Source organism: uncultured Parabacteroides sp. (assembly GCF_947855115.1).
In the GTDB taxonomy this organism is placed as follows: domain Bacteria; phylum Bacteroidota; class Bacteroidia; order Bacteroidales; family Tannerellaceae; genus Parabacteroides.
On sequence record NZ_CANTZW010000008.1, the window covers coordinates 87,821 to 103,188 of the forward strand.

A 15,368-nucleotide genomic window follows, 5' to 3' on the forward strand; every position below is an offset into this window, starting at 1 on the left:
TAAGTAATAATGTAAGAAAGGGAAAGATATATGATAAGAAGAATCATCAACAAACTAAGAAATATGGCTATGCGCCTGTTGCCATTAGACAAACAGGCACGAATCGCTGGTGTAGTCGTAGGAGAAGGAACATGGGGCAATTCTCACTTTTGGAGTAGTGAACCTTATTTGATAACAATAGGCAAGCATTGCCAAATAACAAGTGGCGTTTTGATACATACTCACGGGGGGCAAGCACTTCGTAAGCAAATACCTGGCTTTGATTGCTTCGGGAAAGTTGTCATAGGTGACTATGTATATAGAAGTCACCTCTTTTTAAGATAAGAAAATGGATTATTTAATACTAAATTTTAGCATAATTACTATACTAGCTATCTTTTTAAATATAGTTAGAATGAATAAAGTTCTAAAAGTTCGTTTTTTTTATTTTATTTCGTTTATACAACTATTTTTATTAAGGTCATACGTAGAACCGAGTTCTATACCTGATTTGACTAATTATTATGATTGGTTTGAATTAACAATGAATTTCTCTTTTATTGAAATTTTAAGAGGTGATCTTATCTATCTTACAGAAACTGGTTATTTATTGTTATGTAAGTTTTGCAGTATAATAAGTGAATCTTTTACCTTTTTTCTTTCTGTTGTTTCTATAATTTGGATTTCATGTTATTTTATTTATATAAAAAAATATTCTCCAATGATTATGTTGTCTGTTATTATTCTCCTTGTGACAGAATTTCATCAGTCTCTATTTGTTCTTAGACAGCATTTAGCTATGGCTATTTTATTATTGAGTTATCCAAGTATTATAGAAAGAAATTTAAAGAAGTTTATTTTTATATCAATTATTGCCATTTCTATTCATACTACTGCTCTTGTCTTTATACCGATATATTTTATTTATGGAATAATCACTGATTCAAAAAAATTTATCATTGCAGTTGTTCTTTTGGCTTTTATTATTTTTTTACTTTTTAAAAGTTTAGATTTTCTCAATCTTTACTTTGGATTTTCATATGATAATTATATAAATGGTGCTAGATCCGGTAGATTCAATTTAACTACTTTTTTTATTTCAAGTATATACTTTTCTTCGTATTACTTCTTTCTTAGAAATAAAATTTTTGAATCTGGTATTAATAGACTTATTACTGCGGCTATGATAATTTGTATTTTAATTTCTTTTTTTGGTACATCATTAAATATAACCGGAAGATTAATTAGATACTATAACCCAGCCATATTGCTTCTTACTCCTATTGTAGCCACAAATATGAATAAAATATCATTAAAAATAATATATATAGTTGCTATTGTTTCAATAAATATATATATAACATTTATTGATGGTGCATTTATTGAATTTATTTCGTCATATAAATTAAACTTTTAATAAAATTTAAATGAATGAAGGTGTATTTTTTATTACCAAATCTTTCTGCAGGTGGTGCCGAAAGAGTATCTATAACAATAGCACGAATTCTATCTAAAGAGGGTTTTTGCGTTGAATTTATAAATTTTGGCTATTCTGATGGTGAAATGAAATCTTGGATTGAGCCTGAATTTGATATAACAAATTTTAATTGTAGAAGAACTATAAAAGCAATTTCTTCTCTCAGAAAATTTATGCGTAAAAATCCAGATGCTTTGTATTTTTCTAGTCGCGAACACGTAAGTATTGTAGGATTATTATGCGCAAGATTAGAAAAAACAAAAATAGTTGTGCGTATCCCCAATATGCCTAAAAATATTTTATACAGAGGTTTATTGGGTATAAAACTTAAAATAATCAAGTCCTTAAACAGATTTCTTCTTAAAAATGCAAAAATCATCATAGCTCAAAATGTAGAAATGAAAGAACAATTATTAGATTTTTATAAATTACCAGAAAATAAAATTGTTGTTATAAATAATCCAGTTGATAAGGACTATATTTATAAATCTGCTATAGGATACAAAAATCCTTTCATTTCGTCGGAAATTAATTTTCTGAATATTTGTAACGTAGCTTATTCTAAAGGAATTGATGTTTTAGAGAAAGCATGGTTAATAGTCAAAACAGAAATCCCTAATGCTCATTTATATATAGTTGGACGAATAACTACAGATTATGCAAAACAGTTAATAGATAAATCTAAAGATTTAAAAGACTTTACGTTTTTAGGGTTTCAAAGTAATCCTTATCCATATTTAAAATATTGTGATATTTTTGTTTTACCATCAAGAATGGAAGGCTTCCCTAATGTCATATTGGAAGCTATGTGCTTTAATAAACCTATAGCCAGTACAACATGTGTATCTGTTATTAAAGATATAATACATGAAGGTGTAAATGGCTTTTATTGCGACATTGAGGATGCCAATAGCTTAGCTGAATGTATGATTAAGGCTTCAAAGCTAAACAATATAGGTAATAACTATGATTTATTTAATAAACAAACTTTGTTAGACTGTTTTAGAGTATAATAAAGTAGAAACTTTATTATATTTCTAACTTTAAAATGAACTTATGAAAAAAGTAGTTATAATAGGTGCTTTTGCTAATGGCTATAATTTATTGCAGGGACAAACTGTAAAAACAAAAATAATTGCTGATGAAATAGAAAAAAAATACGGTTCTAAACAGGTTGGAAGAATTGATACTTATGGTACGTTGAATCATATTATATGCCTATTCAAATGTGTATTAGCATTCTTCCGTTATAATAACATTATTATGATGCCTGGTATTAATGGACTTAAAATCTTTGGACCATGGTTAGATCTGTGGAATAAAATCTTCCACAGAAGATTACATTATATAGTTATAGGTGGGTGGTTAGATAACTGTCTAGATGATAATCCAAAATTAGAAAGAGCGTTACACAATTTCTATGAAATCTATGTAGAAACACAAACAATGAGAACAGCCTTACAGAAACGTGGATTTTCAAATATCTCTATATTACCTAATTGCAAGAATCTTAAGATACTGAAAAAAGATGACTTAAATTATACTTATGCAGAGCCATATCGCCTTGTAACATTTTCTCGGGTAACGCCACTAAAAGGAATAGAGGATATATCACGAATTGTTACAGAGATTAACCAAGAAAATGGAAGAAGGGTTTTTGAGTTAGATATTTATGGTCAAGTAGATGTAAAAGATACAGACTGGTTTTATAAATTCTCAAATAACTACCACATTACAGAAAAAACATCTTTTATTAAATACAAAGGTTTTATTCCTTTTGATAAAAGTGTAGAAATACTTTCTGGATATTTTTCTCTTATTTTTCCTACTCGTTATTATACAGAAGGAATACCAGGTACAATTATAGATGCCTATGCAGCAGGAATCCCCGTTATATCAGCAAAATGGGAAAGTTTTGCTGACGTTGTTGATGATGGTATAACTGGTATGGGGTTTGAGTTTGAAAACTGGGAAGAACTTAAAAATCTTCTCTTAAATATTGCTAATAATCCAAAAATCGTATATCACAAGAAACTTGCTTGTTTAAAACGGGCCAAAGATTTCTTACCTTATGAAGTTATCTCTCAAATTAATTTAAAAGAGACTCGAAACTTATAGAACAATAAATTATGTCTTAAATAGTATTTTAAGGAAATATAAGAATAGTAATATATTAACAAAATTTATATGAAAATCTGGCTAATTAGGTATGGAGAGAATCTTCCAATAGATGGTGAAAACCCACGCATGCAGAGAATGGGGCTATTAGCAAATAAGTTATCAGACTTAGGTATTGATGTAACTTGGTGGACATCTACTTTAAACCATTATAATAATAAAACATATAGATATCATAATGATACAGATGTAAAAGTAAATGAACATCTATTATTAAAACTGATACATTCACCTTATAGGTATACAAAAAATGTGTCTGTTCGTAGATTATTCTTTCAATGGCATATAGCTTATAAATTTTATAGATTTGCACTTAAAGAGGAAAAACCAGATTTAATTCTTTGTGCCATGCCTATATTGGAATTTCTTTATTTTACAAGAAAATATGCAAAGAAAATGAACATTCCTTATGTGGTTGATGTCAGAGACCTTAATCCTGATGTTTTTATTTCTCCATTTAGTGGAGTTAAAAGAAGTATAGTTAAAATTGCTATAAAACCATTACAATGGATCTTATCAAAAGGACTTAACAATGCTAAGGGAATCTGTGCAACATCAGAACCATATCTAAGTTGGGCTTTAAATTATGCCAGACGTTCTAAAAATAAAAATGATAATGTATTTTATGTAGCATATCCTGATTGTAATTTACCTGATAAGTTGAGTGATAATTCACGTTGGTCAAAGTATGAGAATTATACAGGCATTACTTGTTGTTTTTTTGGACAGTTCGGAAAAATTATTGACTATGATACAATTATTGAAACTGCAGGAAAATGTAAGGACACTCATATTAATGTAAAATTTCTTTTATGTGGAAGCGGTGAATTATTTGATTACTATAAAAATATAGTAAGTGAAAAGAATCTTGATAATGTAATTTTACCTGGATGGGTTGATCAAAAAGATATTAGAGATATAGGGTATATATCTGATGCAGGACTAATGTCTTATAAACCTAATGAAGCCTTTAACATGCAGATGCCTAACAAATTCAGTGAGTATTTAGCCCTTGGTCTTGCTATTTTATTACAACCGGTTGGTATAATGAAGGAAAAAATAGAGGATAATAAATGTGGCCTACATTACGAAAATACAGATGAATTATTTGAGATTCTTAAATATTTATCTACACATAAGGAAGAATTGAATACTATGAAATCAAATTCAAGGCTACTATTTGAGAAATCATTTACCGCTTCAGTAGTTTACGAAAACTATGCGAATTATTTAATTAATCTCATAAAAAGCAAATAAAATGAAAGTAAAATATGTTGTTGTTGGTTCTGGTTTAGCTGGACTTACAATTGCCGAGCGAATTGCATCCCAATTGAATGAGAAAGTACTTATTGTCGAGAAACGTAATCATATTGGTGGTAATGTATATGATAGCTATAATGAGGATGGTATAATGATTCAGAATTATGGTCCTCATACATTCCATACAAATGATAAAGAGATAATGGATTATATCCTCCAATTTACAGAGTGGCACGAATACCAACATCGCGTAATGTCATATGTTGACGGGAATTGGGTTCCAATGCCAATCTCTCTTGAAACCATAAATCTTCTTTATAACATGAACTTATCAGAAGATGGACTTGAGGAATTTATAAATAAGAAAAAAATTAAAATAGATGAAATAAAAAACAGTGAAGATGTTGTTCTTAGTCAAACAGGGGTAGATATTTATGAGAAATTCTTTAAGTACTTCACTATTAAACAATGGGGGTGTTCTCCTGCAGAATTAGATAAATCTGTTATTTCACGCATTCCATTCCGAAAGAACAGAGATACTAGATATTTTACGGATTTATATCAAGGTAATCCCAAAGGTGGTTTTACAAAGATGTGCCAAAAAATGGCTGATCACCCTAATATAAAGATTTTACTCAATACCGATTATAAAGAAGTCATTGATCAGATAGAATACGAGAAGCTTATATATACAGGTCCTATCGATTACTATTTCGATTATAAATTAGGGAAACTTTTATATAGAAGTATTCGATTTGAATTTGAAACATTAGAAATGGAGTCATACCAACCGACAGCTTCTTCCCGTTATCCTCAAGATCATGCATATACTAGAATCACAGAATTCAAAAAAATGTATGGCCAAAAACACCATAAAACAACAATCTGCAAAGAGTATCCTTGCTTTGGTGATGAGCCATATTATACATATCCTACACAAGAATGGAAAGAATTAGCTTCTAAATATCATGACCTTGCTTCCGCTGAAAAGAATGTAATTTTCCTTGGTCGTCTTGCGGAATATAAATATTATGACATGGATGATGTTATTCGCAGGGCATTAGATGTATTTAAAGAAAACTTCAATTAATTCTTTGACCTTTTTACGAATCAATTATATGATGATAAGCAGTCAAATAAAGGCTATTAATAGAAAGTAATACCTTCGCTGCCAACCAAATTTGTATCATTATGTATAGCCGTGAAGATCTTGAAAGATTTTACTTTCAGTACCAGACCAAGGCATTGCCTCATGGAGAGTCTCTCCAATCGTTTTGTATAAAGAACAATGTTCCTTATACCATTTTCCAAAAATGGTATAAGGATACTCGTAAAAAAGTGGTGAAAGTCAAAGTTGATGGAGTTCTTACGGATACGGAACAGGAAGGCTTAAAATTAAAAGAAGCGGTTCATCGAGCGTCTCGAAAAACAGATAATCCTATCCGTATATGGATTGGCATTCGTATCAGCAATGGGCTACATTTATCCCAAAAGAATTTAAGCTATCAAGATTTAGTTCGTATGGTAGAGAAACTGGAGGGGTTATGTTGAGTGTAACCGGTCTCAATCGTTTTTATTATGTCCGTGACTTTACCGATATGCGTTGTAAGCATAGCTGTGTGTTGTCTATCATTCGTGAACGGCTTCACAGGGAGCCAAGAGATGGTGATGTCTTTATCGTCATGTCTCACAATCGAAGAATAGTTCGTATGTTTTCATTTGATAATTGTTCATACAGCCTGTTCGAAAAGAAGTTTGTAGCAGGTTATCAGTTCATGAAAGTAGATCGGAATGGGGCAGATACTGTCTATCGGATTGACTGGAAAGATGTGGTTTTGATACTTGAAAACCCGGTAGTTAAAATATTAAAAATCAGATAGTTAATCTATTTGTAAACTTGTTGCATTGCGATTATTTTATTACCTTTATGACTGAAAGTCAAAGGTTTAAGAATGATCGCACTGCAAGATATAATTAAAACAAAACGGGAACTGTTGAGTAGGGAAACCTACTCACGCAACCCTATAAATTGTAGTGCAGGTATGGCAGAGGATCAGAAAGACCGATACATACAATACCTTGCTGAGCAGAACCAGGATCTCAGGTTGACAAGTGATGCCATGAAGCTTGTTTTGGAAGATTTTATGGCTAAAATGCAAGAACTTGAAGAAAAGATGTCTGCTTTAGAGTCTAATTAGGTAGGTTTGCAAAAAGAGTTGTCTGAAAAGAGCAAACTATGCAATTCTCTTGAGCGCAAGTTAAAATCGACACAAGAGAAATTGGACTATGCTAATGAGCAACTCTTTGGTGATAAGCGTCAGAAGGTAAAGTCTAAAACACCAAAAGGTAAATCAGAGAAAGCAGATTCTGATCGCCAGAAGGAGAAAGATGATTATGATGGTACCGATGATACGCTTGGACAGTGAATTGTCAAAGGATTCAGAATTTAGGAGCCAGTATTATACAGAAGCTCTTAATTATCTGAACCGGTTCTGGAAAGAGATCTTTGCTTACTTGGATGATGGTGAATTACCGATAGACAACAATCTGGCTGAGCGAACCATCCGAAAGCTGACTACCGGGCGCAACAATTCACTTCATTATGGTAGTGATGCCGGTGCCGAGATGGTCGCGACTTATCACAGTGTGATAGGAACGGTAAAGCTTCATGGCAGTTCTATCTGGAACTTTATCGGAACCTTTTTCAAAAATATCTTTAACGGATGCAGGGATTATGTTAACATGGTTCCTGACAAAATCACTTTGGCTGCCAGCCAATGCTAAATTCAAAACTAATAAATTAACAAAATTCGGTTTAGGGCACTGAAAAGTGCCCTTTCAAAGGGGTATGCCCTAAATTGAGTGCTTACAAAGGTTTGTTCATTATTTGCTCTGTCTCATTTAATGGCCTATCTTTGTGCTTAAGAATAATGTATATTCTTGTATATGCGTTTAAGTAAAAAAGAAATACAAGTAATACTTCGTGTCGCTAAGGAAATATATGGTGAGGGAGTGGATACCTATCTCTTTGGTTCTCGTATAAATGATGAGAAGAAAGGAGAGGATATTGATTTGCTTGTACGTGGTTCCTCGGAGCGAAAAGGCGTATTGGCTCGTATCAGGATGTTGGCTCGTTTGAAATACTTTTTGGGAGATCAGAAGATCGATATAATAGGTGATCACGAGGACTCACCGGTAGCAAGGGAAGCATTAATGACCGGAATACGTTTGGTATGACAAATAAAAAGCAAGAATTAGAACAGCGTCTGAATCGGGAGTTTGAGATTTGCGATCGACATATACTGCGTATAGAAGAGGCGTTGGATGAGTTGACTGATCTTTTACCGATGTCGGTGGAGGATTATGTAGGTTTGAATAGTGAACAAATCCGTTGTCTGGATCAATTTATCTTTCGTTTTTCCAAGCTTCAAGATGCTATGGGGGGGGGGTAAAATATTCCGAAATCTATTGGAGCATCTGGATGAGGATGTCAGCTCTCTTCCTATGTGTGACCTGTTAAATCTTTTGGAACGTTATCGGTTGATGGATAAAGCGGAAGAATGGAATTATATTCGTGAGCTTCGTAACGAAATCGCCCATGATTATCCCCTATTAGAAAATGATGTTGTTTCTATATTGAACGAGCTTATCTCAAAGGTCCCTGTGTTATTTGCGATCTATAATAGATTGAAGGCGATTGTTATTTTATGATGTTTTTTCTTCCTTCATCCCTTGTCCTTTAAATAAAAAAACTCTATCTTTGCACTCGATTTTCCGCAGAGGGTAAATAAGTGGAGCCGGAGACGGAGCCCACCCCCGGGACCTAACCTGTTTAAATGATTTTAAGACAGATGTACGTAATCGTAGAAATTAACGGACAACAATTTAAGGCAGAGCAAGGCAAGAAATTGTTCGTTCACCACATTCAGAACGCAGAAAGCGGGGCTGTTGTGGAGTTTGACAAAGTGTTGTTAGTAGATAACAACGGTGAGGTAAAAGTTGGTGTTCCTACTGTAGAGGGCGCGAAGGTAGTATGCGAGGTATTATCTCCGCTGGTAAAAGGTGACAAAGTGCTGGTATTCCACAAAAAGAGAAGAAAAGGTTACCGTAAATTGAACGGTCACCGTCAGCAGTTCACTGAGGTAAGTGTTAAAGAAGTTATTGCTTAACGTTTAAAGGAGTAGAAAAGAAATGGCACATAAGAAAGGTGTGGGTAGTTCTAAGAACGGCCGCGAATCACAAAGTAAAAGATTAGGTGTTAAGCTTTTTGGTGGTGAGGTTGCTAAAGCTGGCAACATCATCGTTCGTCAAAGAGGTACGGTTCATCATCCGGGTAAGAACGTAGGTATCGGTAAGGATCATACGTTGTATGCGTTGGTAGATGGCGTTGTTACTTTCCGTAGAGGTAAAGAAAACAGATCTTTCGTTTCTGTAAAAGAAATTGTCGCTGAGGCTTAAGTTCCTGCGATTAAAGAATAAGGAAAAGGATATCCCGGAAGCGGGGTATCCTTTTTTTATTGTCGATGATAATAAACGTTATGAGGTAAATTTTGGAACATATCTAAATAAACTTGTAACTTTGCGGTCTCAAACATAAATACAAACATAAAAAACAATGGGTGGTTTTTTCGGAACTATTTCTAAAGGAGCCTGTATTACGGATTTATTCTATGGTACGGACTACAATTCTCATCTAGGAACCCGCAGAGGCGGTATGGCTACGTATGATAAGGAAGAGGGATTTACGCGTTCGATCCACAATCTGGAGAATTCTTATTTCCGCACCAAGTTTGAACCGGGGCTTCCTAAATTCAAGGGAAATGCCGGGGTCGGTATTATCAGCGATACGGATGCGCAGCCAATCGTTATCAACTCTCACTTAGGGAAATTCGCGATCGTGACAGTGGCGAAGATCAATAACTTGAACGAATTGGAGAATGAGTTATTAGAGGCGAATATGCATTTCTCGGAATTAAGTTCCGGAAAAACGAATCAGACGGAGCTGGTGGCTTTGCTGATTACGCAAGGCAAGAACTTCGTGGAGGGCATTGAGAATGTATACGATAAGATAAAGGGATCTTGCTCTATGTTGCTCCTGACAGAGGAGGGGATTATCGCCGCCCGTGACAAATGGGGCCGCACGCCGATCGTGATCGGGAAGAAAGATGGGGCTTACGCTGTGACCAGCGAGTCTAGCAGCCTTCCGAACTTGGATTATGAGATTGAGAAATTTATAGGCCCGGGCGAGATCGTCCGTTTACGTGCCGATGGTATGGAGCAGATGCGTAAACCGAATGAAGGGATGCAGATCTGCTCTTTCCTTTGGGTATATTATGGATTCCCGGTTTCTTGCTATGAGGGTAAGAACGTGGAGGATGTCCGTTTTATGAGTGGCTATAAGATGGGACAGAAGGACGACTCGGAGGTAGATTGCGCTTGCGGTATCCCGGATTCAGGTGTGGGCATGGCCTTGGGATATGCGGAGGGTAAGGGGGTTCCCTATCATCGTGCCATCGCCAAGTACACCCCGACGTGGCCTCGTAGCTTTACCCCAGCCAACCAAGAGATGCGTTCCTTGGTGGCTAAGATGAAATTGATACCGAACCGTGCGATGCTGGAAGGTAAGCGTATCCTTTTCTGCGATGACTCGATCGTACGCGGCACGCAGCTTCGCGACAACGTGAAGATCTTATATGATTACGGAGCCAAGGAGGTACATATGCGTATCGCTTGCCCGCCGTTGATTTATAGCTGTCCGTTCATCGGCTTCACCTCTTCCAAGAGTCCCTTGGAATTGATAACTCGTCAGATCATCAAGGAGCTGGAGGGAGATGAGAATAAGAATTTGGATAAGTACGCTACGACAGACTCTCCGGAGTATAAGAAGATGGTCGGGATCATCGCCGAGCGTTTCGGGCTGACCTCCTTGAAGTTTAATACGCTGGAGACCTTGGTGGAGGCGATCGGTCTTCCTAAGTGTAAGGTTTGTACGCATTGCTTTGACGGTTCAAGTTGTTTTTAGTGACACTTTTTGAGATAAACAGGAATAGCGAGACAATTTGTTTCGCTATTTTTTTGTCATGTAACTTGCTTTATCTACTTTTATGGCTGTTTTAAAAGAGTGAGTTATGACAGTTTTAGATAGATTTTTAGAGTACGTTACGTTCGATACCCAATCGAGCGAGGAGACGGGTACGACTCCTAGTACACCGGGGCAACGTGTCTTCGCCGAGGTACTGGTGAAGGAGCTGGAAGCGATCGGCATGGAGGAGATTTCCTTGGATGAGAATAGTTATGTAATGGCTACCCTGCCGGCAAATACGGACGAGGAAATTCCGACGATCGGTTTTATCGCTCATCTGGATACAAGCCCGGATATGTCGGGTAAGGATGTTCAACCTCGTATCGTGACTTATATGGGGGGCGATATCATCTTGGATGCGGAAGAGAAGGTCGTACTGTCTCCATCGATGTTCCCTGAGCTTTCCGATTATAAGGGACAGGATATCATCGTAACGAATGGTAAGACTTTATTAGGTGCCGATGACAAGGGCGGTGTAGCCGCCATCATCGCCTCTATGCAATATTTGAAGGATCATCCGGAGATCAAGCACGGTAAGGTCCGTATCGCTTTTACCCCGGATGAGGAGATCGGACAAGGCGCCGATCATTTCGACGTGGAGAAGTTCGCTTGTGATTGGGGATATACGATTGACGGTGGACAGATCGGTGAGCTGGAATACGAGAATTTCAATGCCGCCGCCGCCAAGATTATCTTCAAGGGCCTGAACGTACATCCGGGATACGCCAAGGATAAGATGCAAAACGCTTCCTTGCGTGCGATCGAGTTCGCTTCCTGGTTACCGGCAGGGCAACGTCCGGAGCACACGACCGATTATGAGGGATTCTTCCACTTGACAGGTATGACCGGCTCGGTCGAGGAGGCGACCTTGTCTTATATCATCCGCGACCACGACCGGAAGTTGTTCGAGGAGAAGAAAGAATTACTTCGTACGTTGGTCGATAAGATGAACGAGGCACATCCGGGATGCGCACATCTAGAACTCCGGGATCAATATTACAATATGCGTGAGGTCGTAGAGCCCCAGAAACATATCGTAGACTTGGCGTTCGAGGCGATGACCTCTGTCGGGGTAAAACCGATCGTGAAACCGATCCGGGGAGGAACGGATGGAGCTCGCCTGTCGTTTATGGGATTGCCGTGCCCGAATATTTTCGCCGGAGGCCTGAATTTCCACGGACGTTACGAGTTCTTGCCCGTCCGCTCGCTGGAGAAGAGTATGGAGACAGTTATAAAAATCATAGAGCTATCGGCTCGTAAATCTTAAATACAATAATTACATGAAAACAACTCCGTTTACCGATGTGCATATCGCCTTGGGCGCGAAGATGCACGAATTCGCAGGTTTCAATATGCCTATCGAATATTCCGGAATCATCGACGAACACATGACCGTAGTGAATGGCGTAGGCGTGTTTGACGTTTCCCACATGGGCGAGTTCTGGGTGAAAGGCCCGAACGCCTTGGCTTTCATCCAGAGCGTGACATCCAACGACGCTTCTGTCTTGCCGGTTGGCAAGGCTCAATATACCTGCTTCCCGAACGACAAGGGAGGTATCGTAGACGATCTTTTGGTATATCATTACGAGCCGGAGAAATATTTGCTGGTCGTGAACGCCGGCAATATCGACAAGGACTGGGAATGGTGCGTGAGCCATAATACGGTAGGGGCCGAGTTGGAGAACTCTTCCGACCGTACGGCTCAATTGGCCATCCAAGGCCCGAAAGCGCAAGAGGTTCTTCAGCGTCTTACTCCGGTCGACTTATCTTCCGTTCCTTATTATTCGTTCGTGACGGGCGAGTTCGCCGGATGCGAGCACGTGATTATCTCTAACACGGGATATACCGGAGCCGGTGGTTTCGAATTGTATTTCTATCCGAGCGACGCGATGACGATCTGGAACGCTATCTTCGAGGCAGGCAAGCCGGAAGGGATCAAGCCGATCGGTTTGGGAGCCCGCGATACGCTTCGCTTGGAGATGGGTTTCTGCCTGTATGGAAATGACCTGGATGATACGACTTCCCCGATCGAGGCCGGTTTAGGCTGGATCACGAAGTTCGCCGAGGGTAAGGAATTTACGAACCGTGCGGAACTGGAGCGCCAGAAGAAAGAGGGCGTTACCCGTAAGTTATGCGCTTTCGAGTTGCAAGAGAAAGGGATTCCCCGTCATGGCTATGAGATCGCCGACGCGGAAGGGAATGTGATCGGTGTGGTTACTTCCGGTACGATGTCACCGGTATTGAAGAAAGGTATCGGTATGGGATACGTGAAGCCTGGATTCGCGAAAGCCGGTACGGATATCTTTATCAAGGTACGTAATAAGAGCTTGAAGGCTCAGGTGGTGAAGGCTCCTTTCCGTAAGTAAGGAATAAGGTATTTATAAGAATGTTTGAAGGCGATGTTCCTCACGGAGCATCGCCTTCCTTATTATAGAAAAGTTGGACATGATTAATATGTTGTTCCCTGGAAAATGTTCGATTGCGAGTACGGGAGCAGAGTGCCGGTCATTCTCAGGTTCCTGCCGGAGAAGTTCGGGTCTACGGTAACAGTGGCGTTGTTGGTTCCGTTGGTTAGCATCAAGCTGACCGTGGCAGAGATAAACACGCCCTGTACGTTCATGTTCAAGTAAACATTCCCCTTGTCGTCTTGCTTGGTCTGGATATTGGAGGCACTGCCTTGCACGGTGATGCCACCTAATCCGTTAGGACCGGGATACGGGGAGTTGGACGCGATCTGAACCATGGCCTGCCCGTTATTCAAGGATACGAAGTTCGTATTTGAATTTACGTAGAATACCTGTCCATTCATCGGTTGTATATTGTTGGCTTCCAATACGAAAGATTGTTTGTTGATAGCTTGTACGGCAGCGTTGAACTCTTCTTGGCCTTCTACGGCATCTTGTGCCAGGCGTTCTTGTTTCTTGATTTCCCTTTCCATTTTTTTGGCTTCCTTCGTTACGGATTTTTGAGCCATTGCTTGTGTCATCCCGCACATAGCGACAGCGAGAACGACGATAAAAGATACAATTCTTTTCATACTTGATTTAGTTTTAAAACGGTTTTAAATTGTATAGACTAAACAGCGTCGCGGCGAAAATGTTCCTGTGGCTTATCCATTTTATAGATACAATAACATTTTCACGGAGTATTTATGTTAAACAGAAATCGTACATTTGTAAGCAAAGAACAAAATACGATAGAATATGGATAAAGTACGTTTTGGTGTAGTCGGGACCAATTTCATAACCGATTGGGTGATCGCCGGGGCCCGGCAAGACGAGCGTTTCGAGTTAGTAGCCGTGTATTCGAGGACACAGGAGACGGCAGACGCTTTCGCCTCGAAGCATAATATACCGTATACGTTTACCTCTTTGGAGGAGATGGCGAAAAGCCCGCTGATCGATGCCGTGTATATCGCCTCCCCCAACTTCCTGCATGCCTCGCAGAGTATTCTTTGCATGAGTTACGGTAAGCACGTCCTTTGCGAGAAGCCGTTCGCTTCGAACGCCAGCGAGGTTCGTGCGATGATCGAGGCCTCCCATAAATATAATGTCACGTTGATGGAGGCGATGAAGCCTACGCTTACGCCGAATTTCCTCGCCGTGCGCGAGAACCTGGGACGTGTCGGCACGGTACGCCGTTATTTCGCTTGTTATTGCCAGTATTCCTCCCGCTATGATAAGTTCAAGGAAGGGATCGTGTTGAACGCTTTCAAGCCGGAGCTGTCTAATGGGGCTATGATGGATATCGGCATCTATACGGTCTATCCGATGGTTGTATTGTTTGGCCGTCCGGAAAAGATAGATGCCTCGGGCGTGGTCCTCTCCTCGGGCGCGGACGGGCAAGGGGCCGTGAATTTCTTGTATGAGGGCATGAATGCTACGGTGCTTTACTCCAAGATCGCGAACTCCGCTTTGCCAACCGAGATACAGGGGGAGGACGGGAACCTGACGTTGGACCGGATCAATATCATCCGCAAAGTGACTTATTCTCCCCGTTTGGCTCCGGCGATGGGGAAAGGCCCGGAACCGATCCCGGAAGATATAAGCGTGAGCGCTGACAAAGACGAGTATTACTACGAGGTTGCCGAGTTTATCAACCTTGTCTTGTCCGGTCGCCGGGAATCCGAGATCAATAGCCATGAGAATTCCCTGATCACGCTAGAGATTATCGACGAGGTACGCCGCCAATTGGGGATTGTCTATCCGGCAGACCGATAATTGTCTTTTTATAAATAAGGTTGACTCTCTAGAGATTCCCTTCGTTTCTTGCCGAGAAAACTCCACTTTCTTCTGAATGAAATTTCGGAAAGCGGTAACGGTTTGAGGATCAGTATACTGCTTTGTGTTGAGATAAACGCTTCGTTTTGTTCTTGTTTTTTTCCTACCTTTG

At 39.0% G+C, this 15,368-nt stretch carries 18 protein-coding genes and 1 pseudogene; 18 read left to right on the forward strand and 1 reads right to left on the reverse strand.

The window, feature by feature from the left end; genetic code table 11:
• Window positions 1–30: 30 nt before the first annotated feature.
• The 17 genes and pseudogenes from Q0110_RS07385 (at window position 31) to gcvT (ending at window position 13,342) form a co-directional block, all read left to right on the forward strand.
• A complete protein-coding gene (locus Q0110_RS07385) occupies window positions 31–324 on the forward strand; it encodes a hypothetical protein (protein ID WP_297905094.1) in 294 nt (97 codons plus the stop codon).
• A 70-nt stretch (window positions 325–394) separates the two neighbouring features.
• On the forward strand, window positions 395–1,396 hold the full coding sequence (locus Q0110_RS07390; protein ID WP_297905096.1) for an EpsG family protein: 1,002 nt from the start codon (window positions 395–397) through the stop codon (window positions 1,394–1,396).
• A 14-nt stretch (window positions 1,397–1,410) separates the two neighbouring features.
• The gene (locus tag Q0110_RS07395; RefSeq protein WP_297905099.1) at window positions 1,411–2,469 is read left to right on the forward strand and encodes a glycosyltransferase; all 1,059 of its coding nucleotides are present in this window, start codon (window positions 1,411–1,413) and stop codon (window positions 2,467–2,469) included.
• Between the two features lie 43 nt (window positions 2,470–2,512).
• Window positions 2,513–3,574: a glycosyltransferase gene (locus Q0110_RS07400; RefSeq protein WP_297905101.1), complete on the forward strand. Its 1,062-nt coding sequence runs from the start codon at window positions 2,513–2,515 to the stop codon at window positions 3,572–3,574.
• A 69-nt stretch (window positions 3,575–3,643) separates the two neighbouring features.
• The gene (locus tag Q0110_RS07405) at window positions 3,644–4,891 is read left to right on the forward strand and encodes a glycosyltransferase family 4 protein (protein ID WP_297905104.1); all 1,248 of its coding nucleotides are present in this window, start codon (window positions 3,644–3,646) and stop codon (window positions 4,889–4,891) included.
• Between the two features lies 1 nt (window position 4,892).
• Entirely contained in the window at window positions 4,893–5,984 is a 1,092-nt protein-coding gene (gene glf, locus Q0110_RS07410; protein WP_297905107.1) for a UDP-galactopyranose mutase, read from the forward strand.
• 101 nt (window positions 5,985–6,085) lie between these two features.
• Entirely contained in the window at window positions 6,086–6,445 is a 360-nt protein-coding gene (locus Q0110_RS07415; RefSeq protein WP_297905110.1) for a hypothetical protein, read from the forward strand.
• Window positions 6,439–6,774, forward strand: coding sequence for an IS66 family insertion sequence element accessory protein TnpB (gene tnpB / locus Q0110_RS07420; protein WP_297905113.1), 336 nt, complete (start codon window positions 6,439–6,441; stop codon window positions 6,772–6,774). Before Q0110_RS07415 ends, tnpB begins: the two co-directional genes overlap by 7 nt.
• A gap of 72 nt (window positions 6,775–6,846) precedes the next feature.
• Window positions 6,847–7,678: pseudogene (locus Q0110_RS07425) on the forward strand (transposase).
• A gap of 162 nt (window positions 7,679–7,840) precedes the next feature.
• The gene (locus tag Q0110_RS07430) at window positions 7,841–8,131 is read left to right on the forward strand and encodes a nucleotidyltransferase domain-containing protein (RefSeq protein WP_297905116.1); all 291 of its coding nucleotides are present in this window, start codon (window positions 7,841–7,843) and stop codon (window positions 8,129–8,131) included.
• A complete protein-coding gene (locus tag Q0110_RS07435) occupies window positions 8,128–8,346 on the forward strand; it encodes a hypothetical protein (RefSeq protein WP_297905118.1) in 219 nt (72 codons plus the stop codon). Before Q0110_RS07430 ends, Q0110_RS07435 begins: the two co-directional genes overlap by 4 nt.
• The gene (locus Q0110_RS07440) at window positions 8,327–8,605 is read left to right on the forward strand and encodes a hypothetical protein (protein WP_297905121.1); all 279 of its coding nucleotides are present in this window, start codon (window positions 8,327–8,329) and stop codon (window positions 8,603–8,605) included. Before Q0110_RS07435 ends, Q0110_RS07440 begins: the two co-directional genes overlap by 20 nt.
• Window positions 8,606–8,745: 140 nt before the next feature.
• Window positions 8,746–9,063, forward strand: coding sequence for a 50S ribosomal protein L21 (gene rplU, locus Q0110_RS07445; RefSeq protein ID WP_297905124.1), 318 nt, complete (start codon window positions 8,746–8,748; stop codon window positions 9,061–9,063).
• Window positions 9,064–9,085: 22 nt separating this feature from the next.
• Entirely contained in the window at window positions 9,086–9,352 is a 267-nt protein-coding gene (rpmA, locus tag Q0110_RS07450; RefSeq protein ID WP_297905127.1) for a 50S ribosomal protein L27, read from the forward strand.
• A 157-nt stretch (window positions 9,353–9,509) separates the two neighbouring features.
• Entirely contained in the window at window positions 9,510–10,916 is a 1,407-nt protein-coding gene (locus tag Q0110_RS07455; protein WP_297905130.1) for an amidophosphoribosyltransferase, read from the forward strand.
• 106 nt (window positions 10,917–11,022) lie between these two features.
• Window positions 11,023–12,243, forward strand: coding sequence for a peptidase T (gene pepT, locus Q0110_RS07460; protein ID WP_297905133.1), 1,221 nt, complete (start codon window positions 11,023–11,025; stop codon window positions 12,241–12,243).
• Between the two features lie 13 nt (window positions 12,244–12,256).
• Window positions 12,257–13,342 (forward strand): glycine cleavage system aminomethyltransferase GcvT, encoded by a 1,086-nt coding sequence (gene gcvT / locus Q0110_RS07465; protein ID WP_297905136.1) that lies wholly within the window; start codon window positions 12,257–12,259, stop codon window positions 13,340–13,342.
• Between the two features lie 83 nt (window positions 13,343–13,425).
• Here the strand turns inward: gcvT and Q0110_RS07470 are convergent, their stop codons facing one another.
• The gene (locus Q0110_RS07470; RefSeq protein WP_297905138.1) at window positions 13,426–14,013 is read right to left on the reverse strand and encodes a DUF4251 domain-containing protein; all 588 of its coding nucleotides are present in this window, start codon (window positions 14,011–14,013) and stop codon (window positions 13,426–13,428) included.
• A gap of 166 nt (window positions 14,014–14,179) precedes the next feature.
• Between Q0110_RS07470 and Q0110_RS07475 the strand changes: the two genes are divergently transcribed.
• Entirely contained in the window at window positions 14,180–15,196 is a 1,017-nt protein-coding gene (locus tag Q0110_RS07475; RefSeq protein WP_297905141.1) for a Gfo/Idh/MocA family oxidoreductase, read from the forward strand.
• The last annotated feature ends 172 nt before the right edge of the window (window positions 15,197–15,368 follow it).